Below are 21040 nucleotides of genomic sequence, written 5' to 3'. Positions count from 1 at the left end.
GTTCCGAGTTTGGCAAAGTCGACTCCGGTCAAGAAAGCGTGGCGTTCGCTCACCTGGCTTGGCGTAATCCTCATCGGTTTGTTCGCGATCAACGCGGCCGGAGTCCTCTGGGGGAACAGCTCCTGGACGCCGAAACTCGCTCTCGACCTCGAAGGCGGGACCCAGATCATCCTGGCTCCCAAGCTCGAATCCGGGCAGACGGTCTCCAACGAACAGCTGAACCAGGCTGTGGCGATCATCCGCCAGCGCGTCGACGCCTCCGGTGTCTCCGAAGCCGAGATCACGACGCAGGGCCAGAACGTGGTCGTCGCGATCCCGGGCACGCCCGACGAGGCGACGCTGAACCGCATCCAGTCGTCCGCGAAGCTCGAGTTCCGCCCGGTGCTCACCTCGCAGCAGCTGACCCCGGGGCAGCCCTCGAACACCTTCATCGGTGAAGACGGTTCGTCCACACCGTACCCGACGCCCGATCCGGGCCTCGAGAGCACGCCGACCGCAGCACCCACCGACGCCAGCGACCTGTCGCAGGTCACCCCTGCGCTCTACGCCGCGTTCCAGGCGTACGACTGCGCGGCAGAGGCGGACTCGCTCGACGCAACCGCTGCGCCTGCCGCTGAACCGCTCATCACGTGTGAGGTCGACGGCAGCTTCAAGTACATCCTCGGCCCGGTCGAGGTGTCCGGCGAGGACCTCTCCGACGCCAGCGCCGGCATCAAGACGACCAGCTCCGGAGCCAGCACAGGCGAGTGGGCCGTCTACCCGGTCTTCAACGAGAAGGGCACCAAGCTCTTCGCAGACGTCACCGGTCGCCTGACCTCGCTGCAGAGCCCACAGAACCAGTTCGCGATCGTGCTCGACGGCAACGTCATCTCCGCTCCGCAGTCGCTCGCCGTCATCTCCGACGGCAAGCCCGAGATCAGCGGCTCCTTCACGCAGGACTCGGCCAAGACGCTCGCCGACCAGTTGAAGTTCGGCGCACTGCCGATCAGCTTCGTGGTGCAGAGCCAGGACACGATCTCAGCGACCCTCGGCTCGACCCAGCTGGAGAGCGGCCTGATCGCCGGTCTCATCGGACTCATCCTCGTGGTCATCTACACGCTGTTCCAGTACCGGCTGCTGGGTACCGTGACGATCGCGTCGCTCGTGGCGGCCGCCGTCCTGACCTACATCGTGATCCTGCTGATGTCCTGGAGACAGGGGTTCAGACTGTCGCTCGCCGGCATCGCCGGCCTGATCGTGGCGATCGGATTCACAGCCGACTCGTTCATCGTGTACTTCGAGCGCATCAAGGACGAGCTCCGCGACGGCCGTGGCCTCGAGTCCGCCGTCGAGGCCGGCTGGAAGCGTGCGAAGCGCACGATCTATGCGGCGAAGGGCGTCAACCTGCTCTCGGCTGTCGTGCTCTACGTGCTCGCGATCGGCAACGTGCGCGGGTTCGCGCTCACCCTCGGCGTGACGACGATCATCGACGTCATCGTCGTGCTCCTGTTCACCCACCCGATGATGCAGCTGCTCGGCCAGACCAAGCTCTTCAACAGCGGCAAGCCGTTCACCGGCCTCGACCCGTCGGCGCTCGGAGCCATCTACCGCGGCCGGGCCGAGTTCCGGAAGCCGTCTGCGGCAGCCGGCAGCAAGGCGGCCTCCAGCAGCCGTGAGGCGGCCAAGCGTCAGACGATCGCAGAACGCAAGCAGGCGGCCCTCGTGGGCGGCAGCTCCGACACCAGATCAGACGATCTGCCGACCGATGGGAAGGACTCCTGATGGGTGCGTTCGCACGGTTCGGAAACGAGCTCTACACCGGTAAGCGCTCCTACGACTTCGTCGGCAAGCGCAAGATCTGGTACACGATCGCCATCGTCGCGATCGCGCTCTCCATCCTGATCCCCGTGGTCAAGGGCGGCTTCAACTTCGGCATCGAGTTCCGCGGCGGTTCGCAGTTCCAGATCGCGGACGTGCAGAGCACCGACCAGGCTCTCGCCGAGCAGGCCGTCTCCTCAGTCGTCCCCGGCGCGACGACCCACGTCACCGTGGTCGGTGGGAGCTCGGTGCGTGTCCAGACGGACCAGCTCGAGAACGACAAGGTCACCCAGGAGGTCTCGGCCGCCCTCGCCAAGGCGTACGGCGTCCAGCAGTCCGACATCACGAGTTCGTTCATCGGTCCGTCCTGGGGTCAGGACGTGTCGAAACAGGCCATCATCGGCCTCGTCGTCTTCCTGATCCTCGCGGCGATCCTCATGGCGCTGTACTTCCGCACCTGGAAAATGTCGGTCGCGGCGCTCCTCGCGCTCGTCCACGACCTCCTGATCACCGCGGGTGTCTACGCTGCGACCGGCTGGGAGATCACGCCTGCCGCGATGATCGGATTCCTGACGATCCTCGGGTTCTCCCTGTACGACACCGTCGTGGTCTTCGACAAGATCCGTGAGAACACCACGCTCGACGCCGACGGTGCCTCGCGTACCTTCGGTGAGTCGGTGAACCTCGCGGTGAACCAGACGCTCGTCCGGTCGATCAACACGGGAGTCGTCGCGGCACTGCCCGTCGCGGCCATCCTGTTCTTCGGCGCCTTCGTCCTCGGCGCCGACACACTCCGTGACATCTCGCTCGCGCTCCTCGTGGGTATCCTCGTCGGCACGTACTCCACGATCTTCGTTGCGGCACCGCTGTACGCGAACTTCCGTCAGAGCGAGCCTCGGATCGCCAAGCACGACAAGCGCGTCCTCCAGACCCGTGAGCGGGCTCAGGGCTCGGATGACGCCGACGGCGAACTCACGGAAGCAGACGCGCCCCTGGCGCGTTGACCCGATAGAGACGAACAACCGCGTGCACGAACGCAGGGAGGCCTGAGATGGCGGACACCACGACATCCTCGACGGCCTCCCTGCGCCGTCTGGTGCCTCGGATCTTCTCGAAGGCCCAGCCCGCGGGGGCGGTCGACACCCTCATGCGGACGGTGCGGCAGCATCACCCGAAAGCAGACCTCGCGCTCATCGAGCGCGCCTACACGGTGGCTGAACGGGCTCACTCCGGCCAGAAGCGTCAAAGCGGCGAGCCCTACATCACGCATCCGGTGGCCGTCGCGCAGATCCTCGCGGATCTCGGTATCGGCCCCAAGACGATCGTCGCAGCCCTTCTCCACGACACCGTTGAGGACACCGACTACTCCCTCGATCAGTTGCACGCCGACTTCGGCGACGAGGTCGCGATGCTCGTCGACGGCGTCACGAAACTCGACAAGGTCAAGTACGGCGACAGCGCGCAGGCTGAGACCGTCCGCAAGATGATCGTCGCGATGTCGAAGGACATCCGAGTACTCATCATCAAGCTGGCCGACCGTCTGCACAACGCCCGCACCTGGGGGTTCGTGCCGGCCGAGAAGGCCGCGAAGAAGGCGACCGAGACGCTCGAGATCTACGCTCCGCTCGCCCACCGCCTCGGCATCCAGGCGATCAAGTGGGAACTCGAGGACCTCTCCTTCGCCGTGCTCTACCCGAAGCTCTACGCGGAGATCGAGTCGCTCGTGAAGCAGCGCACGCCGCAACGCGAAGAGTACGTGCAGCAGGTGATCGACTCGGTCAACGAGGACCTCAAGGCTCAGAAGATCCGCGGCAAGGTCGCCGGGCGGCCGAAGCAGTACTACTCGATCTACCAGAAGATGGTCGTCCGCGGACGCGAGTTCGACGATATCTACGACCTCGTCGGCATCCGCGTCCTCGTGAACTCGCTTCGTGACTGCTACGCCGTGCTCGGTTCGATCCATGCGCGCTGGACACCCGTACCCGGACGCTTCAAGGACTACATCGCGACGCCGAAGTTCAACCTGTACCAGTCACTGCACACGACGGTCGTCGGCCCGGGTGGGAAACCGGTCGAGATCCAGATCCGCACCAACGAGATGCACCAGCGTGCCGAGTTCGGCGTGGCCGCGCACTGGAAGTACAAGGAGCGGATGAACGGCGGGAAGGCCACGTCGTCAGCAGAGCCCGACGGTTCGATGGCCTGGCTCGCCCACATCTCCGACTGGCAGGCCGAGACGGCCGATCCCGGGGAGTTCCTCGATTCCCTTCGCTTCGAGATCGGCGCGAAGGAGGTCTACGTCTTCACTCCGAAGGGTCGGGTCGTCGGCCTGCCCGCCGGTGCCACCCCGGTCGACTTCGCGTATGCCGTGCACACCGAGGTCGGTCACCGCACGATGGGTGCGCGCGTCAACGGACGCCTCGTGCCCCTCGAGAGCTCGCTGAACACTGGCGACGTCGTCGAGGTGTTCACCTCGAAGAACCCTGACTCCGGTCCGAGCCAGGACTGGTTGAACTTCGTCAAGAGCCCGAGAGCCCGGAACAAGATCCGGCAGTGGTTCACGAAGGAGCGACGCGACGAGGCCATCGAGCAGGGCCGTGACGCGATCGCGCGCGCCATGCGCAAGCAGAACCTGCCGCTGCAGAAGCTCATGAACCAGGATTCGTTCGCGGAGGTCGCAGCTCAGCTGCGCTACGAGGACGTCACGGCGCTCTACGCCGCCGTCGGCGAGGGACATGTCTCGACGCAGTCGGTGCTCGAGAAGGTCGTCGCCCTGCTCCAGAAGGACGCCGACAGCGAGCACACGGAGTTCACGCTGCCCGTCCGCGGCGGTCGTCGCGAACGTCTGCAGAACAGCGACTCGGGCGTCCTCGTGCTCGGGGCTCCCGACATCCTCGTGAAGCTCGCGAAATGCTGCACACCGGTGCCTGGCGACGAGATCGTCGGATTCGTGACCAGAGGCTCCGGTGTCTCCGTGCACCGTTCCGACTGCCACAACGTGCAGAGCCTCCTCCAGGAGCCCGAGCGCATGATCGACGTCGAGTGGGCGCCCTCATCGAAGAGTGTGTTCCTCGTGCAGATCCAGGTCGAAGCACTCGACCGTGCAGGACTGCTGTCCGACGTGACCCGTGTGCTGTCCGAGTACCACGTGAACATCCTCTCGGCAACGGTCAACACCTCGAGCGATCGGCTCGCGATCAGCCGGTTCGTCTTCGAGATGGGAGACACGACGCACCTCGACCGCGTGCTGAACGCGGTGCGGCGGATCGACACGGTGTACGACGTGTACCGCGTCAACGGCGGCTGAGCGGCAGCGCCCACGATTCCAGTTCGCTGCGACCGGGTTCGAGACCTGGGAGCGGAACCTCGGCGGCGGACTCCACGACTCGGCGGATGCGCGAACCGCCGATCACCCGTCGCCGGTCGTCGACCCAGGTGATGACTTCCCGGGGAGACGAGAGCCCGAGGACGAAGAGGCCTCGGATCGCCTCGAGCGCCGGCCCCGCGTCGGACCCGGTACGTCGCGCGAGATCTGCGACGGTGCGCGTCGGCGTCGTGACCTGGAGGCCGCCGCAGTCCTCGGTGTCGTCCGTGCGCAGCCCCACCTGTCTGAGTCGGAGCCGCGGCGAGTTGGCGCTGCGCCCGGTCGCAGCGACGTATCCGGTATGGATTCGCGGCGCGAGCAGCACCGCGCCGTACAGCCAGGCTGCGCTCATCTCGGCGATGGTGGCCCGTCTGAGTCCGGGCAGGTTCGCGAGGACATCGCGACGCAACCTCACCGTGTCGGGTTCGTCGACGCTGCAGTAGCCGTCCTCGTACGCGAAGACCTCACCGTCGAGCCGCGCGGCCGCGAACTCCGCGATCGAGAGCTGCGGCGGCTGCAGGTATGCGGGGAGTCGGTGGGGTGTCGGCGGGGTGGCATCCGCCGCCGGGGGAGCGTATCGGTACGAGGGGCTGGACATACGACGATCCTCCTGCAGCCAGCGGCCCCAGGAGGATCGTTCGTCGGATCTGTGGAGAAACGCGGTCGTCGGACCGCGGGTGGAGGACGGTCGGCTAGCGGATCGCTCCGAGCCAGGCCTTCCGCGCGTCGAGCGCCTCGACCGCCGCGGTGAGGCGGTCGGCGTCACCGGACGCCCGGGCTGCCTCGACCTCGTCCTCGAGCTTCGCGATGGCGTCTGCCAGTTGGCTCGCGAGCCCCTCGGTCCGGGCCTTGGTCTCCGGGTTGTTGCGCTTCCAGTGCTCGTCCTCGAGTTGCTTCACATGCGTCTCGATCTTGCGGAGGCGGTCTTCGACGACGCGGACCTGCTCACGCGGCACCTTGCCGATCTCGTCCCAGCGGCGCTGGATGTCCGAAAGGGACTTCCGTGCCGAATCGCGGTTCGTGTCGGCGAGGATCGGCTCGGCGTCGGCGAGGACGGCGAGCTTCAGCTCCAGGTTGCCCTGGAACTCCTCGTTGTCGCGAGCGTCGATCTCGGCCTTCGCGCCGTAGATCGCGTCGCCTGCCGCCTTGAACTTCGCCCACAGCGCGTCGTCCTGCCGCTTGCCGGCGCGCGGCGAGTGCTTCCACTCGTCGAGCAGGCTGCGGTAAGCGGGCACACCGTCGGCTCCCTTCGGGATGAGCGCCTCTGCGCGCTCAACCAGCTTCTGCTTGATGCCACGGGCTTCCTTGTGCACGGAGTCGAGCTCGGTGTAGAAGGCCCGGCGGTGCTGCTCGATCGTGGCGCGTGCGGTGCGGAATCGCTTCCACAGTTCGTTCGCGTCGTTCTTCGGCAGTCGAGGACCGTCGTGCTGCTGGCGCTGCCATTCTGCGAACAGCTCGTCGAGACGAGTCGAGGTCTGCTTCCACTGCACCCTGGCCGGGTCCTGCTGAGCGAGTTGTTCGGCTTCCTCGACGATCGCGACGCGTGAGCGGACGGCCTCGTCGAGCGCTGCCTTCGCCTCCTGCGTCTGCGCCTCGGTGAGCTCGCTCACCGCTCCGTCGAGCTTGCCGAGACGGGTCAGGAGCGCCTGCAGGTCGCCCACGGCGTTCGCCGACTCGACCTGGCGAGTGATCGACTTGACCGCCTTGGCGACGTCTGACGCCGGTGCGCCGCGCTTCGCGCGCTGCTCGAGGAGCGTGACCTGACCTGCCAGATCCGTGAACTTGCGTTCGAAGTAGGCGAGCGCCTCCTCTTTCGAGCCGTCGGGATACTGCCCGACCGCTCGTTCACCGTCCGCCTCGCGGACGTAGACGGTTCCGTCGTCGTCCACTCGGCCCCACGGCTCGATCTCTGAACTCGTCACGCGCATCACCCTTGCTGTGTGTTGATCGCCTCTCACGGCGATCGTGATCGATCCACAAGCCTATTACCCCGTGGCTCAGCACGGGAGACGGCTTGCTTCGGTCGTATCCGTCTGGTGCAGGTTACTGCACGCCCCTACTGCACCGTCACCGAGGTGATCGTCGCGGGCACCGCCGGCTTGCCATCGCCCGAGCCGTCGGCCACGCCGCCGGCGACGACCGAGGACAGGAGACCGTCGAGGCCGCTCGTGATCTGACCGAGCACGGTGTAGCCGCCCGCAGCGTCCGACGGGATGGTGGACTCCTGGTAGACCAGGAAGAACTGCGAGCCATTGCTGTACCCGTTCCCACCCTGTCGCGCCATCGCGATCGTTCCCGCCGGGTAGACGTCGTCGGTCGGGGCGTTCTCGACCGGGCCGTAGCTGTAGCCCGGTCCGCCCGTTCCGGTGCCGTCGGGGTCGCCGCACTGCAGCACGTAGATGCCGCTCGTGGTGAGACGGTGGCAGGTCACGCCGTCGTAGAAGCCCGACTGCGCGAGCGAGATGAAGGAGGAGACGCCCTGTGGTGCGCACGCCCCGTCGAGCGTGAGGTTCATGACCACGTCGTTGATCGTGAGTTCGCCGGTCCAGTCGCGGTCCTCGGCCACGGTCGTCGCGGGAACGTCGCCGGTGTTGGCGCCGTCCGTGGCTCCCGTGATCCCACAGGCACCGGCCTCAGCCGTCGCGGTCGGCGTGGCGACGGGAGTGCCAGGGCCCCCTGAGAAGTAGAAGACCTGCGCGGCGGTCGCTCCGGCGAGGATCACGACGAGCGCGGCTGCGGCGATCACGTTGTCGCGGACACGGCGCTTCGCGCGGTGCTCGTGCACGGTGCGCCTGGCGTTGTAGCCGCGCAGCCGCGCGCGCGCCGCGCGCGCCTCTTTGTCCGGACCCTTGCTCGTTGCCACGTCGTTCCCTCCAGGTGCCGCGGCCCGTGAGCGGCGGCATCGCGCTGTCATAGCCGCCCCGCATCGAAGCGGACGACCAAGGAGAACCTTACGGGGACGGCTCGACCGGCGGCAAACGGCTCGCCACCGTTCGCAGTCCTTCCGCAGGGCGTGCGGTGTCACACGCTGCGGCTAGCCTGGAGGAATGTTCAGTCGAGGACCCGGCATCGCCGGCGCACCGGTACCGCTCGCCGTGCGCATGCGCCCTCGCAGCCTCGAGGAGGTGGCAGGACAGCGGCATCTCCTGCGGCCGGGTTCACCGCTGGTGCGCCTCGCAAGCGACCGCGAGGGCACCCAGGCGGCCGTGTCCGTCATCCTGTGGGGTCCACCGGGCACCGGCAAGACCACGCTCGCACAGGCGATCGCCCACAGCTCAGGCCGTCGGTTCGTCGAGCTCTCCGCAGTGACGGCCGGCGTGAAGGACGTTCGACAGGTCATGGACGAGGCGATGTCGAGCCGCGACCTCTACGGCAGCTCGACCGTGCTCTTCCTCGATGAGATCCACCGCTTCACGAAAGCACAGCAGGACGCCCTGCTTCCCGGCGTCGAGAACGGCTGGGTGATCCTCGTCGCCGCCACTACTGAGAACCCGTCCTTCTCGGTCATCTCGCCACTCCTGTCGCGTTCCCTGCTGCTCACGCTCGAGCAGCTGAGCGACGACGACCTCGGCGTCCTCCTCGACCGTGCTGCGACCGACCCACGAGGGCTCGGCGGGCGGTTCACCATCACGCCCGAGGCGCGGGCAGCTCTCATCCAGCTCTCGTCGGGCGACGCCCGGCGCGCGCTCACCGCCCTCGAGGCCGCGGCGATCGCGGCCGACGCCGACCTCGGCACCGGCCGGGGAGTCGCAGACGGCGAGCTCGACCTCGACGACTCCGGTCTGCTCGACCTCGGCGCGGACGAGGACGACGATCCGGAGGCGGAGGACGACACCGGCGACGGAGATGATGACGACGCATCGCACGGGCAGACCACTCCGCGCGGACCCGTCATCACCGACGAACTGGTGTCACAGGCCGTCGACCGTGCACTGCTCCGCTACGACCGGAACGGCGACGAGCACTACGACGTCATCAGCGCGTTCATCAAGAGCATCCGAGGGTCCGACGTCGACGCCGCCCTGCACTATCTCGCACGCATGATCGAAGCAGGCGAAGACCCACGGTTCATCGCCCGTCGCATCATCATCTCGGCAGCAGAAGACATCGGCATCGCGGATCCCCAGGCGCTCCCGATCGCGGTCGCCGCCGCGGACGCCGTCCAGTTCATCGGAATGCCGGAGGGGCGGATCCCGCTCGCCGAGGCCGTCGTCTACCTCGCGACGGCCGCGAAGTCGAACGCCGCCTACACCGCGATCGACAGAGCGATCGCGGACGTCCGAGCTGGCGCCTTCGGGCGCGTCCCGAAGCCCATGCGGGACGCGCACTACGCCGGCGCCAAGCGACTCGGGCACGGCAAGGGCTACCGGTATCCGCACGATCACCCGATCGGCGTCGTCGCCCAGCAGTATCTGCCGGACGAACTCCGCGACGTCCGCTACTACGAGCCGACGGACCACGGGAACGAGCGCGACATCTCCGCTCGCCTCGACAAGCTCCGGAAGATCGTGCGCGGCGAGTGATGCGGCCACGGCCCAGACCGGCCGCGCACCGCCTGTCGTGCTAGTATTGATCCGCCTAGAACCGGTGTGACTGCGCGGCTGCTCGATCACCGGGTTCGACGGGCGTGTTCTGTAGCCGAACAGCCCCGGCAGACCCCTCTGACTTTGTCCGGTGTGATTCCGGATCACCGGCGTGTTCTCTCGCCGGTCATTCATCGTTTGAGACTTCATTTGAAAGGAAACCGTGTCTACCAAGTCACGTACCCGCAGCAAGACCCGCCTCTCGCGGGCCCTCGGCATCGCCCTCACCCCGAAGGCTGCCAAGTACCTCGAGAAGCGTCCCTACGCTCCCGGTGAGCACGGCCGCACCAAGCGCAAGGCAGACAGCGACTACGCCGTCCGTCTTCGCGAGAAGCAGCGCCTGCGCGCCCAGTACGGCATCCGCGAGGCTCAGCTCAAGATCGCCTTCCAGGAGGCACGTCGCACCCAGGGCCTAACCGGTGAGAACCTGGTCGAGATCCTCGAGACCCGTCTCGACGCACTCGTCCTGCGTGCCGGCTTCGCCCGCACCACGGCGCAGGCTCGTCAGATGGTCGTGCACCGTCACATCCTCGTCGACGGCCAGCTCGTCGACCGCCCGTCCTTCCGCGTGAAGCCGGGTCAGCTCATCCACGTCAAGGCACGCTCCGAGGGCACCGAGCCCTTCCAGGTCGCTGCTGCCGGCGGGCACGTCGACGTTCTGCCGAAGGTGCCCGCGTACCTCTCGGTCGAGCTCGACAAGCTCCAGGCTCGTCTCGAGCGTCGTCCGAAGCGCGCCGAGGTCCCCGTGACCTGTGAAGTGCAGCTCGTCGTCGAGTACTACGCGGCCCGCTAGCACTCTGCCCGATTCCGGGCGCAGCACGAAGGGGCATCGGCTTACGCCGGTGCCCCTTCGTCGTTCCGTCGGGCGGCTCCGGAGCGGCGTGCGACCACTGCGCTCGACTACGATGGGTGCTTGGCCCGGTCTGCAGTGCTCGGGCGGTCGCATCGGAGATGAGGAGTCCCCATGAAGAACGTGTTCTGGCTGATCGTCGGAATCGGCGCCGGCTTCGTCGTCGCGCACGAGGTCAACAAGACGCAGTCCGGCAAGCGGTTCTTCACCGAACTCGACTCGCGGATCAAGGAGTTCACCGACACGGTCGGTGACGCCTACAAGGAACGCGAAGCCCAGCTCCGCGACACCGCCGAGGCCGTGGCCGAGCGCGCCGAGGACGTCATCGACGACCTCACGAAGTAACCCGTCGCCGAGCGCGACACCGCAACACGCACACCGACACACGCACACCCCCGACGTACGGACACCATGGACACCGCTGACATCCGCTCCCGCTGGCTCACCTTCTTCGGCGATCGGGGGCACACCGTCGTCCCCTCCGCCTCCCTCGTGAGCGACGATCCGTCTCTGCTCTTCACCGTCGCCGGCATGGTGCCCTTCGTGCCGTACCTCACCGGGGTCGTCCCTGCGCCCTTCGATCGCGCGACGAGTGTGCAGAAGTGCATCCGCACCAACGACATCGAAGAGGTCGGCAAGACGCCGCGTCACGGCACGTTCTTCCAGATGAACGGCAACTTCTCCTTCGGCGACTACTTCAAGGAGGGCGCCATCACGTACGCGTGGGAGCTCCTCACCGGCAGTGAGTCCACCGGCGGCCTCGGCTTCGACGAAAAGGACCTGTGGGTCACCGTCTACAAGGACGATGACGAGGCGATCGACCTGTGGAAGCGCGTCGCAGGCCTGCCAGAGCACCGCATCCAGCGTCTCGACAAGGACACGAACTACTGGTCCACCGGTCAGCCGGGCCCCGCCGGCCCATGTTCGGAGATCTTCTTCGACCGAGGCCCGTCATACGGCATCGACGGCGGTCCCGCGACCGACGACGACCGCTACGTCGAGATCTGGAACCTCGTCTTCATGCAGTACCTGATCCAGAACGTGACGAGCAAGGTCGACTTCGACATCGTCGGCGAACTGCCGAAGAAGAACATCGACACCGGGATGGGGCTCGAGCGGGTCGCCTTCCTCAAGCAGGGCGTCGAGAACATGTACGAGATCGACCAGGTCCGTCCGGTCCTCGATCGTGCCTCCGAGCTGAGCGGCCGACGGTACGGCGCCGACCACGAGGACGACGTCCGGATGCGCGTCATCGCAGACCACGTCCGCTCCTCACTCATGCTCATGAGCGACGGCATCACGCCGTCGAACGAAGGCCGGGGCTACATCCTCCGTCGCCTGCTTCGCCGGTCGGTGCGAGCGATGCGTCTGCTGGGCGTCGACACGGCCACGTTCCCCGAGCTCTTCGCCGCCTCGCGTGACGCGATGAAGGCGGCATACCCGGAGGTGGAGACGGACTACGGACGCATCTCACAGAGTGCGTTCGCCGAGGAGGAGACCTTCCTCCGCACGCTCGCGAGCGGCACGACCATCCTCGACCTCGCGCTGAACAAGACGAAGGAGACCGGCCAGGACAAGTTGCCTGGCGACTCCGCATTCCTTCTGCACGACACCTACGGCTTCCCGATCGACCTGACGCTCGAGATCGCCGAGGAGGCAGGACTCGCCGTCGACCGCGTCGCGTTCGACGAGCTCATGACCGCTCAGCGGACACGGGCGAAGGCCGACGCGAAGGCGAAGAAGAGCGTCCTCGCGGACCTCTCCGTCTACAGCGACATCCGCGCCAAGGGCGAGACGGTCTTCACGGGCTACACCGACCTCGAGACGGAGTCGCGGATCCTCGGCATCATCGTCGACGGTCACCCGGTCCAACGGGCCGTCGCCGGCGACATCGCGGAGGTGATCCTCGCCGAGACCTCGCTGTACGCCGAGTCCGGCGGACAAGAGGCCGACCAGGGCGTCATCGTCGGTCCCGGCTACGAACTCGAGGTCCTCGACGTCCAGAAGCCGGTCAAGGGTCTGATCGCACACAAGGTGCAGGTGAGCCAGGGGGAGGTCGGCGTCGATTCGCCGGCGACCACGATCGTCGACGCGAGCTACCGTCGTGGTGCGCAGCAGGCGCACTCCGGAACCCACATCATCCACGCCGCGCTGCGGCAGGTGCTCGGGGAGAGCGCGCACCAGTCCGGCTCCTCGAACAAGGCGGGCTACCTGCGCCTCGACTTCACCTGGAACCAGGCGCTTTCGACGGCGACGAAGTCCGAGATCGAGGAGATCTCCAACAACGCGATCCGCGACAACCTGCTCGTGAACACGCGGGAGATGGCCCTCGACGACGCGAAAGCCCTCGGCGCCATGGCGCTCTTCGGTGAGAAGTACGGTGAGACCGTCCGAGTGGTCGACATCGGCGGTCCCTGGTCGCGTGAGCTGTGCGCCGGCACCCACGTCGGCTCGAGCGCCGAGATCGGCATGATCAACCTCATCAGCGAGTCCTCGGTCGGCTCCACCAACCGACGCGTCGAGTCGCTCGTCGGCCTCGAGGCGTTCCGCGATCTGACCGCCGAGCGCGCGCTCGTGTCGCAGCTCTCGGGCAGCCTGAAGACGCCGAAGGAACAGCTGCCGGAACGCATCGCGGAGTTGGTCGCCAACTTGAAGGCAGCCGAGAAGAAGATCGCGGCGTTCGAGGCGCGCGGCCTCAGCGACCGGATTCCGGCGCTCGTCCAGACAGCGCACCAGGTGGGCCCCGTCTCCCTCGTCGCTGAGCAGCTGGGGGAGCTGGCTTCGCCGAACGACGTCCGCACCCTCGTCACCCAGTTGCGCGAGCGACTCGGCGCTGCTCCTGCGGTCGTCGCGCTCGGTGCGGTGGTCGCAGGCAAGCCCGCGATCGTCGTGGCCACGAACCAGGGTGCACGCGACGCCGGACAGAAGGCGGGTGCGCTCGTGCGCATCGCCGCCGGTGTGCTCGGCGGCAACGGTGGAGGCAAGGACGACATGGCCCAGGGCGGCGGCGTGGATGCCGCTGCGCTCGGCGATGCCCTCGCCGCCATCGCTCGCGAGATCGGCTGACATGTCGGAGGGTTTCCGCCGCGGCGTCCGGCTCGGCATCGATGTCGGCAAGGCCAGGGTCGGGGTCGCGAGGAGTGACCCCGACGGCCTCCTGGCGACCCCGGTCGAGACCGTGCCGCGCGACCTCGGTGGCGACTCGGACATCGCAGTCATCGGCGCGATCGCGTCGGAGCTCGGTGCTGTGGAACTCGTCGTCGGCCTGCCGATCGCGCTCTCCGGCAAGGACACCGCGTCGACGCAGGATGCCAGGGATTTCGCGCGGCGGCTCGCCACGGCGACCGCGCTCCCGGCCAGGCTCGTCGACGAACGGCTGACGACGGTGACGGCTCACAGCGCCTTGCGGTCCGCTGGGAAACGACAGAAGCAGACGCGTTCGATTGTCGATCAGGTCGCTGCCGTCATACTGTTGCAGTACGCCCTCGACGCCGAACGCGGTTCGGGGCGTCCCCCCGGAACCCCCGTCGAACCGTGAACAGGACGTGCCTGTGTCGAATCTGACACCCCAGAACAGCCCAGAAGACGATCCGTTCTCCGAGCTCTTCACCTCGGAGCGTGGCACGGTCGAGCCCGAGCCTCCTGCGCCGCTGTCCCGTCGCGAGGCGCGTGAGCAACGGGAGGCTGCCGCAGCCGCCGAGACAGGGGCTGATACTCCCGCGCCTGGTCGACCCGTCCCAACAGAGCCGCCGAGCGCTTCCGCTCCTCCACCGCAGCCCGCAGCGGACGCGCCGGCAGCAGCCGAGCAGCCCGCAGCGGACACCCCGGCCGCAGCCGAGCAGGCAGCGACGCCCGCCCGCACGATGACGATCCCCGCGTTCGAGGACCTCATGGCCTCCGACGACCACGAGGGCGACAGCGGGCCGCAGCCGATCCACCGGGGCAGACGACGATCCCTCGCCGGTGGAGAGCCTCCGAAACCACGTCGCCGTCGCCGCGGTCTCATCGCCCTCATCGTCTCGCTGGTCGTCGTCGGCGGACTGGTCGCCTGTGCCGGTGTGGTCTGGACGAGCTACGAGCCGCAGATCCGCAAGGTGCTGGGCTGGGAGGAGCCCAACGACTTCGAGGGCACCGGTACCGGCGAGGCCGTCGTCATGATCCACGAGGGCGACATCGGCGAGGACATCGCCACCACACTGCACGAGGCCGGCGTGACGAAGTCGTTCGAGGCGTTCTACGACCTCCTCCTGGCGCAGAGCACCCAGCCGGAGTTCTTCCCCGGTGCGTACAAGTTGAAGCTGGGTATGAGCGCCAAGTCCGCCCTCGCGGCCCTGACCGACGAGGCGAACCGCATGGAGGACACGTTCGTCATCCCCGAAGGCACCGCAGAGCAGGACGCACTCCCCGCGATCGCCGAGGGCACGGGCATCCCGCTCGAGGAACTGCAGGCGGCGGCAGCCGACGTCGCCTCCTTCGGTCTGCCCGCCGAGGCGACCTCGCTCGAGGGCTTCCTCTTCCCTGCGACGTACAGCCTGCCCGATGGCGGGGATGCCCACGCTGTCCTCCAGACCCTCGTCGACCGCTCCTTCCAGGCACTCGACGAAGCCGGGGTCGCCCCCGAGAACCGCTGGAGCACGATCGTGCTCGCATCCCTCATCCAGAAGGAAGCCGGCCTCAAGGACGACTACTACAAAGTCTCGCGCGTCTTCCTCAACCGCCTCGATCCGGCGAAATGGGAGAGCGGCCTGCTGCAGTCCGACGCCACGGTGGCCTACGGGACGGGCAACACGCACCGGGTGTCCACGACCGACGCCGAGCGCGCGGACGCGTCCAACCCGTACAACACGTACGTCCACCCGGGCATGGTCGTCCGTCCGATCTCGAACCCCGGCGACCTCGCCATCGACGCCGCCCTCCACCCGGCCGACGGACCGTGGCTGTACTTCGTCACCTGGAACCTCGACTCCGGTGAGACGATCTTCTCCACCACCCAGGCCGAACACGAGGCCGCCGTCGAACAGTGGCTGTCCTGGATGGACGACCACCCCGAGTACCAGTAAGCGAGCACGGATCCCAAGGTGACCGGACCCCGACAGCGCCAACGCCTCGCGGTGTTCGGCGACCCCATCGAGCACTCGAAGTCACCGGCGTTGCACGCGGCCGCGTACCGCGTGCTCGGCCTCGACTGGGAGTACGGTCGACAGCAGGTGGACGCTGCAGCTCTGGACGCCGTGCTCGACGGGCTCGGGTCCGAGTGGCGCGGTCTCTCGCTCACGATGCCACTCAAGCAGCGTGCGCTCGAACTCGCCGACACGCTCGATCGCACGGCGGTCGAGACCGGAGCGGTGAACACCCTGCGACTGCACAACACCCCTGACGGCTCCCAACGGTTGGACGGATTCAACACCGACGTCGGCGGGATCGTCCGGGCGGTCGGGGCCCGCGGGCTCGAACGCGTACGCCATGTCGTGGTGCTCGGCGGGGGAGCGACGGCGTCGTCCGCTCTGATGGCGGCCGCCGAACTCGGCGCGGAAGACGTGCACGTAGCCGTCCGGACGCCAGCGAGAGCCGCCCACCTCGGACCGCTCGCGACGCGACTCGGTCTCCGACTCGTGGTCGGACGTCTCGACGAGACGGTGCCTGAGGCGCAACTCGTCATCAGCACCCTCCCCGGCGGATCCCTCCCTGAACCTGGCCCGGTGCTGGCGCTCACTCGGCAGGCGCTCCTCCTCGACGTGGCGTACGACCCTTGGCCGAGCGTCCTCGCGACCGAATGGACTTCGGAGGGTGGTCAGGTGCTCAGCGGCCTCGCGATGCTGGTGCACCAGGCGCTGCTCCAGGTGCGGATCTTCGTCAGCGGCGATCCCGTCGTCCCCCTCGACGACGAGGAGGCGGTCCTCGACGCGATGCTCGACGCCGTCGGCCTCGACCGATCGGGTGCCCACCGCTGACCCACGTCTCGACGCCGTCCGTCGGACGGCGCTCTGCCCGCGCGCGAGCGCGCCCCAGCACTATGGAAGGATAGGACCATGCTTCGTTGGCTCACTGCCGGAGAGTCTCACGGCCCGGAACTCATCGCCGTCATAGAGGGACTCCCGTCCGGCGTCCCCATCTCCATGGACGGCATCCGTGCCGACCTCGCCCGCCGAAAGCTGGGCTATGGTCGCGGATCGCGGATGAAGTTCGAACAGGACGAGCTCAACCTGTCAGGCGGCGTTCGTCACGGTTTCTCGATGGGCAGCCCCGTCGCGATCCGCATCGGCAACACCGAGTGGCCGAAGTGGGTCGAGGTGATGAGCCCAGAGCCCGCGGAGATCTCCGACAAGTCACGCGGCCGGAGCGCAGCCCTCACTCGACCGCGCCCCGGACACGCCGACCTCGCAGGCATGCAGAAGTACGGTTTCGACGAGGCCCGTCCCGTCCTCGAGCGGGCGAGCGCTCGTGAGACGGCCGCCAGGGTCGCTCTCGGTGCGGTCGCTCGCGCGTTCCTCAGCGAGCTGGGTATCACGCTCGTGAGCCACACGCTCGCGATCGGTCCGGTCCGCGTCCCGGAAGACAGCGCACTCCCCGTGCCGTCCGACGTCGACACGCTCGACGCCGATCCGTTGCGCTGTTTCGACCCTGCCACCTCAGAGCTCATGGTGGCGGAGGTGGACGCCGCCAAGAAGGACGGCGACACCCTCGGCGGCGTCGTGGAGGTCCTCGCCTACGGTCTGCCGCCGGGCCTCGGCTCCTACGTGCACTGGGACCGCCGCCTCGACGCCCGACTCGCTGCGGCGCTCATGGGCATCCAGGCCATCAAGGGTGTCGAGGTCGGCGACGGCTTCCTGACGACCACCCGTCGCGGTTCCGCCGCGCACGACGAGCTCGTTCAGGAGGTCGACGGCATCGCCCGCCAGAGCGACCGCGCCGGTGGAACCGAGGGCGGCATGACCACGGGCACCGTCCTGCGTGTCCGTGCCGGCATGAAGCCCATCGCCACCGTGCCCCGTTCACTCCGCACGGTGGACGTCGCGACGAGCGAGGCGGCCACGGCCCACCACCAGCGTTCCGACGTCTGCGCGGTGCCGGCCTCCGGCGTCGTCGCCGAGGCGATGGTGGCGCTCGTGCTGGCGGAGGCCGTGCTGGAGAAGTTCGGTGGCGACTCCGTCCAGGAGACGAAGCGCAACCTCGACGGCTACCTCGCGGCCATTCCCGCGAACCTCCGCACCAGGGGTGACGACGCCTCGAGCACCGATGCCTGACGCTGAGACGCCACTGCGCCTCCCGGTCGTGTTGATCGGCCCGATGGGTTCAGGGAAGTCGCGGGTCGGCAAGCAGCTCGCGAAACGCCTCGGCGTCCGGTTCATCGACACCGACAACGTGGTGTCGGCCGAACACGGCCCGATCGCAGCGATCTTCGACGAGCACGGTGAGCCGCACTTCCGTGCCCTGGAGCGCGCCGCCGTCGTCGCAGCACTCGCTGAGCCGGCGATCGTGTCGCTCGGCGGGGGAGCGGTGCTGGACACCGACACCCAGGCGGACCTCCTGGCGGTGCGCGTCGTCCTGCTGACCGTCACGGAGGAGGCTGTGCTTGCACGGGCCAACCTCGACAAACGTCCGCTGCTGCGTGACGACCCCGGCGCTTGGGCCCGCATCGCGACCGCCCGACGCCCGATCTACGAACGACTCGCGGATGTCGACTTCGACACCTCGCATCGACCCATCTCAGGCATCGTCGACGAGCTCGTCGCCTGGGTGAAGGAGCCAGCATGAGCACCGAACCGACCGAGACCGCACCCGACCGCACATCGATCGAGGTCACCGGCACCTCGCCGTACACGATCACGATCGGACGCGGACTGCACGCCGAACTCGTCGACGCCTTGGGCACCGGTGTGCAGCGCGTCCTCATCGTGCACCCGTCGACGCTCGGCGACAAAGCGGCGAAGCTCCGCGAGTCACTCATCGACCGGTACGAGGTCCTCCTCGCCGAAGTCCCGGACGCCGAGGCCGGGAAGCGGGTCGAGGTCGCCGCGTTCTGCTGGGGCGTCATGGGCCAGGCCGACTTCACGCGGTCGGATGCCGTCATCGGCTTCGGCGGAGGCGCCGTCACCGACCTCGCGGGCTTCGTCGCCGCCACCTGGCTGCGTGGCGTCCGCCTCGTCCAGGTTCCGACCACCGTCCTGGGCATGGTCGACGCCGCTGTCGGAGGCAAGACCGGCATCAACACCGCGGAGGGTAAGAACTTGGTCGGCGCCTTCTACGCTCCGGCCGCCGTGATCGCCGACCTCGACTCGCTCGACACCCTGCCGAAGAACGAGATTCTGGCAGGCTTCGCCGAGGTGGCGAAGGCCGGCTTCATCCGTTACCCGGAGATCCTCGACCTCATCGAGGCCGACGTGGACCGTGCGACCGATCCGACGACTGCCGAATTCCGCCGGTGCATCGAGCTCGCCATCCGCATGAAAGCGGACGTCGTGAGCGAGGACTTCACCGAGCAGGGCCTCCGCGAGATCCTGAACTACGGCCACACCCTCGGCCACGCCATCGAACACGCCGAACGTTACCAGTGGCGCCATGGCGCCGCGGTGGCCATCGGCATGATGTACGTCGCCGAGCTGTCCCGTCTCGCCGGACGCCTGTCGGACGATGTCGTCGACCGTCATCGCCGGGTGCTCGAACTGCTCAGCCTGCCGACCGCCTACCCGGTCGGTCGGTGGAACACCCTGCTCGCCACCATGCAGCGCGACAAGAAGACGCGCGGGTCCATGCTCCGATTCATCGTCCTCGACGACATCGCGAAGCCCACCGTGCTGCAGGGCCCAGAGACCTCACTGCTGTTCGCCGCGTACCAGGAGATCGGCTCCTGACCGATGCCGGTGCGCCTGACGCGCACCCGTCCCGAACGGATACCCTCGACACCATGACCACCGTGCTCGTCCTCAACGGACCGAACCTCGGACGCCTCGGCAGCCGAGAACCAGACGTCTACGGCTCCGCCGACCTCGCGGCACTGCGCACGACGCTCGAGGCGGCGGCACCCTCCGGTACGACGATCGACCTGCGCCAGACCGACGATGAGGGCGAGCTCATCGGCTGGTTGCACGGCGCGGTGGACGCCGGCACACCGGTCATCCTGAACCCTGCGGCGTTCACGCACTACAGCTACGGGCTGCGGGACGCAGCAGCACTCGTCACGAAGGCGGGCCTCCTCCTCGTCGAGGTGCACCTCTCGAATCCGCATGCGCGCGAGGAGTTCCGGCACACGAGTGTCATCTCAGCCGTGGCTACGGGCGTCATCGCCGGTTTCGGCTTCGATTCCTACCGGCTGGCGCTCGACCTCATCGTCCGCCGCACGACGATCTGAACCCGTCCAGGACAGCCTGCTCACAGCGGTCGCGTTGGTGAGCTACGGCTGCAGCGGTTACACTCGTTCGTTGGGTCGCATCCGGCCGCACACTTTTCCACGAACGGACACTTTCGCGCATGGCTTCTACCGCTGACATCAAGAACGGCATCGTCCTCAACATCGACGGGCAGCTCTGGACGGTGATCGAGTTCCAGCACGTGAAGCCGGGCAAGGGTGGCGCGTTCGTCCGCACGAAGATGAAGAACATCATGACCGGCAAGGTCGTCGACAAGACGTACAACGCCGGTACCAAGATCGACGTCGAGAACGTCGACCGCCGCGACTTCACGTACCTGTACGCCGACGGCGACGCCTTCGTCTTCATGGACAAGAGCGACTACGACCAGATCACGATCCCCGCGGTGATCGTGGGCGACACGAAGAACTTCCTCCTCGAGAACCAGGACGTCACGGTCGCCCTCAACAACGGCAACCCGCTCTACGTCGAGCTCCCGGCCTCGGTCATCCTCGAGGTCACCTACACCGAGCCTGGGCTCCAGGGCGACCGCTCGACCGGTGGCACGAAGCCTGCGACCGTCGAGACCGGCTACGAGATCCAGGTCCCGCTGTTCCTCGAGACCGGCACCAAGGTCAAGGTCGACACCCGCACGGGTGACTACCTCGGTCGCGTCAACGAGTGAGCGCTCGTACCAAGGCGCGCAAGCGCGCCCTCGACCTCCTGTACCAGGCCGACGTCCGCCAGCAGACCCTCGCCGAGGTGCTCTCCGCTGAAGCCAAGCGGGCCGTCAACGAGCCTGACCGTCAGGCGTCCTGGATGTACGCCCGCGAGATCGTCGACGGCGTCGGCGACCACGCCGAGGAGATCGACGAACAGATCGAGACCTATGCGCAGGGGTGGACCCTCGCCCGTATGCCGACGGTCGACAGGGCGATCCTGCGGATCGCCATCTGGGAGATCCTCTTCAACGACGAGGTTCCGCACGGTGTCGCGATCGACGAGGCGGTGGAGGCCGCGAAGACCCTGTCGACCGACGACTCCGCCGGGTTCATCAACGGACTGCTCGGCAAGATCTCGCAGATCAACCCTCGCTGAT

Annotated in this window: 19 protein-coding genes; 16 read left to right on the top strand and 3 right to left on the bottom strand. The window is 67.6% G+C overall.

Features of this window, described 5'->3' with window-relative positions:
- Positions 1 to 9 precede the first annotated feature (9 nt).
- Genes secD through KXS11_RS05240 form a run of 3 tightly spaced genes read left to right on the top strand, consistent with a single transcriptional unit; the run spans position 10 to position 5104 of the window.
- Entirely contained in the window at positions 10 to 1761 is a 1752-nt protein-coding gene (secD, locus tag KXS11_RS05250) for a protein translocase subunit SecD (RefSeq protein ID WP_437384485.1), read from the top strand.
- Positions 1761 to 2801: a protein translocase subunit SecF gene (gene secF, locus KXS11_RS05245; protein ID WP_437384483.1), complete on the top strand. Its 1041-nt coding sequence runs from the start codon at positions 1761 to 1763 to the stop codon at positions 2799 to 2801. Before secD ends, secF begins: the two co-directional genes overlap by 1 nt.
- A gap of 47 nt (positions 2802 to 2848) precedes the next feature.
- Complete coding sequence (locus tag KXS11_RS05240; RefSeq protein ID WP_437384481.1) at positions 2849 to 5104, top strand: RelA/SpoT family protein; 2256 nt, start codon at positions 2849 to 2851, stop codon at positions 5102 to 5104.
- Here KXS11_RS05240 and KXS11_RS05235 read toward each other — a convergent pair.
- The 3 genes from KXS11_RS05235 to KXS11_RS05225 all read right to left on the bottom strand — a co-directional run bounded on the left by KXS11_RS05235 (position 5091) and on the right by KXS11_RS05225 (position 8024).
- The gene (locus KXS11_RS05235; protein WP_437384479.1) at positions 5091 to 5759 is read right to left on the bottom strand and encodes a hypothetical protein; all 669 of its coding nucleotides are present in this window, start codon (positions 5757 to 5759) and stop codon (positions 5091 to 5093) included. The two genes, KXS11_RS05240 and KXS11_RS05235, sit on opposite strands and share 14 nt — an antisense overlap.
- A 94-nt stretch (positions 5760 to 5853) precedes the next feature.
- A complete protein-coding gene (locus KXS11_RS05230) occupies positions 5854 to 7083 on the bottom strand; it encodes a DUF349 domain-containing protein (protein WP_437384477.1) in 1230 nt (409 codons plus the stop codon).
- Between the two features lie 134 nt (positions 7084 to 7217).
- Positions 7218 to 8024: a peptidylprolyl isomerase gene (locus KXS11_RS05225; RefSeq protein ID WP_437384475.1), complete on the bottom strand. Its 807-nt coding sequence runs from the start codon at positions 8022 to 8024 to the stop codon at positions 7218 to 7220.
- Between the two features lie 184 nt (positions 8025 to 8208).
- Between KXS11_RS05225 and KXS11_RS05220 the strand changes: the two genes are divergently transcribed.
- From KXS11_RS05220 to nusB, 13 genes are all read left to right on the top strand, one after another.
- The gene (locus KXS11_RS05220) at positions 8209 to 9684 is read left to right on the top strand and encodes a replication-associated recombination protein A (RefSeq protein ID WP_437384474.1); all 1476 of its coding nucleotides are present in this window, start codon (positions 8209 to 8211) and stop codon (positions 9682 to 9684) included.
- A gap of 223 nt (positions 9685 to 9907) precedes the next feature.
- Entirely contained in the window at positions 9908 to 10537 is a 630-nt protein-coding gene (gene rpsD / locus KXS11_RS05215) for a 30S ribosomal protein S4 (protein WP_347868815.1), read from the top strand.
- A gap of 171 nt (positions 10538 to 10708) precedes the next feature.
- Positions 10709 to 10939, top strand: a complete 231-nt coding sequence (locus tag KXS11_RS05210) for a hypothetical protein (protein ID WP_437384472.1) — start codon at positions 10709 to 10711, stop codon at positions 10937 to 10939.
- 66 nt (positions 10940 to 11005) lie between these two features.
- Positions 11006 to 13660 carry an alanine--tRNA ligase gene (gene alaS / locus KXS11_RS05205; protein WP_437384470.1) on the top strand — a complete coding sequence of 885 codons (2655 nt, stop codon included), beginning with the start codon at positions 11006 to 11008 and terminating at the stop codon, positions 13658 to 13660.
- 1 nt (position 13661) lies between these two features.
- Entirely contained in the window at positions 13662 to 14132 is a 471-nt protein-coding gene (gene ruvX / locus KXS11_RS05200) for a Holliday junction resolvase RuvX (protein WP_437384469.1), read from the top strand.
- A 13-nt stretch (positions 14133 to 14145) separates the two neighbouring features.
- Positions 14146 to 15654: an endolytic transglycosylase MltG gene (mltG, locus tag KXS11_RS05195; protein ID WP_437384467.1), complete on the top strand. Its 1509-nt coding sequence runs from the start codon at positions 14146 to 14148 to the stop codon at positions 15652 to 15654.
- Positions 15655 to 15672: 18 nt separating this feature from the next.
- Positions 15673 to 16545 (top strand): shikimate dehydrogenase, encoded by an 873-nt coding sequence (locus tag KXS11_RS05190; RefSeq protein ID WP_437384465.1) that lies wholly within the window; start codon positions 15673 to 15675, stop codon positions 16543 to 16545.
- Positions 16546 to 16623: 78 nt separating this feature from the next.
- Positions 16624 to 17838, top strand: a complete 1215-nt coding sequence (aroC, locus tag KXS11_RS05185) for a chorismate synthase (RefSeq protein WP_437384463.1) — start codon at positions 16624 to 16626, stop codon at positions 17836 to 17838.
- On the top strand, positions 17831 to 18349 hold the full coding sequence (locus KXS11_RS05180) for a shikimate kinase (RefSeq protein ID WP_437384462.1): 519 nt from the start codon (positions 17831 to 17833) through the stop codon (positions 18347 to 18349). Before aroC ends, KXS11_RS05180 begins: the two co-directional genes overlap by 8 nt.
- On the top strand, positions 18346 to 19446 hold the full coding sequence (aroB, locus tag KXS11_RS05175) for a 3-dehydroquinate synthase (RefSeq protein WP_437384460.1): 1101 nt from the start codon (positions 18346 to 18348) through the stop codon (positions 19444 to 19446). The genes KXS11_RS05180 and aroB overlap by 4 nt, the downstream gene beginning before the upstream one ends.
- Before the next feature lie 53 nt (positions 19447 to 19499).
- Positions 19500 to 19943 carry a type II 3-dehydroquinate dehydratase gene (locus tag KXS11_RS05170; RefSeq protein WP_437384458.1) on the top strand — a complete coding sequence of 148 codons (444 nt, stop codon included), beginning with the start codon at positions 19500 to 19502 and terminating at the stop codon, positions 19941 to 19943.
- 119 nt (positions 19944 to 20062) lie between these two features.
- On the top strand, positions 20063 to 20626 hold the full coding sequence (gene efp / locus KXS11_RS05165; RefSeq protein ID WP_437384457.1) for an elongation factor P: 564 nt from the start codon (positions 20063 to 20065) through the stop codon (positions 20624 to 20626).
- Entirely contained in the window at positions 20623 to 21039 is a 417-nt protein-coding gene (gene nusB, locus KXS11_RS05160; RefSeq protein ID WP_437384455.1) for a transcription antitermination factor NusB, read from the top strand. The genes efp and nusB overlap by 4 nt, the downstream gene beginning before the upstream one ends.
- Position 21040: the final 1 nt, after the last annotated feature.

This window comes from Plantibacter flavus (assembly GCF_051487245.1).
GTDB lineage: Bacteria > Actinomycetota > Actinomycetes > Actinomycetales > Microbacteriaceae > Plantibacter > Plantibacter flavus_B.
This window is presented reverse-complemented; position numbering and strand designations above follow the sequence as displayed.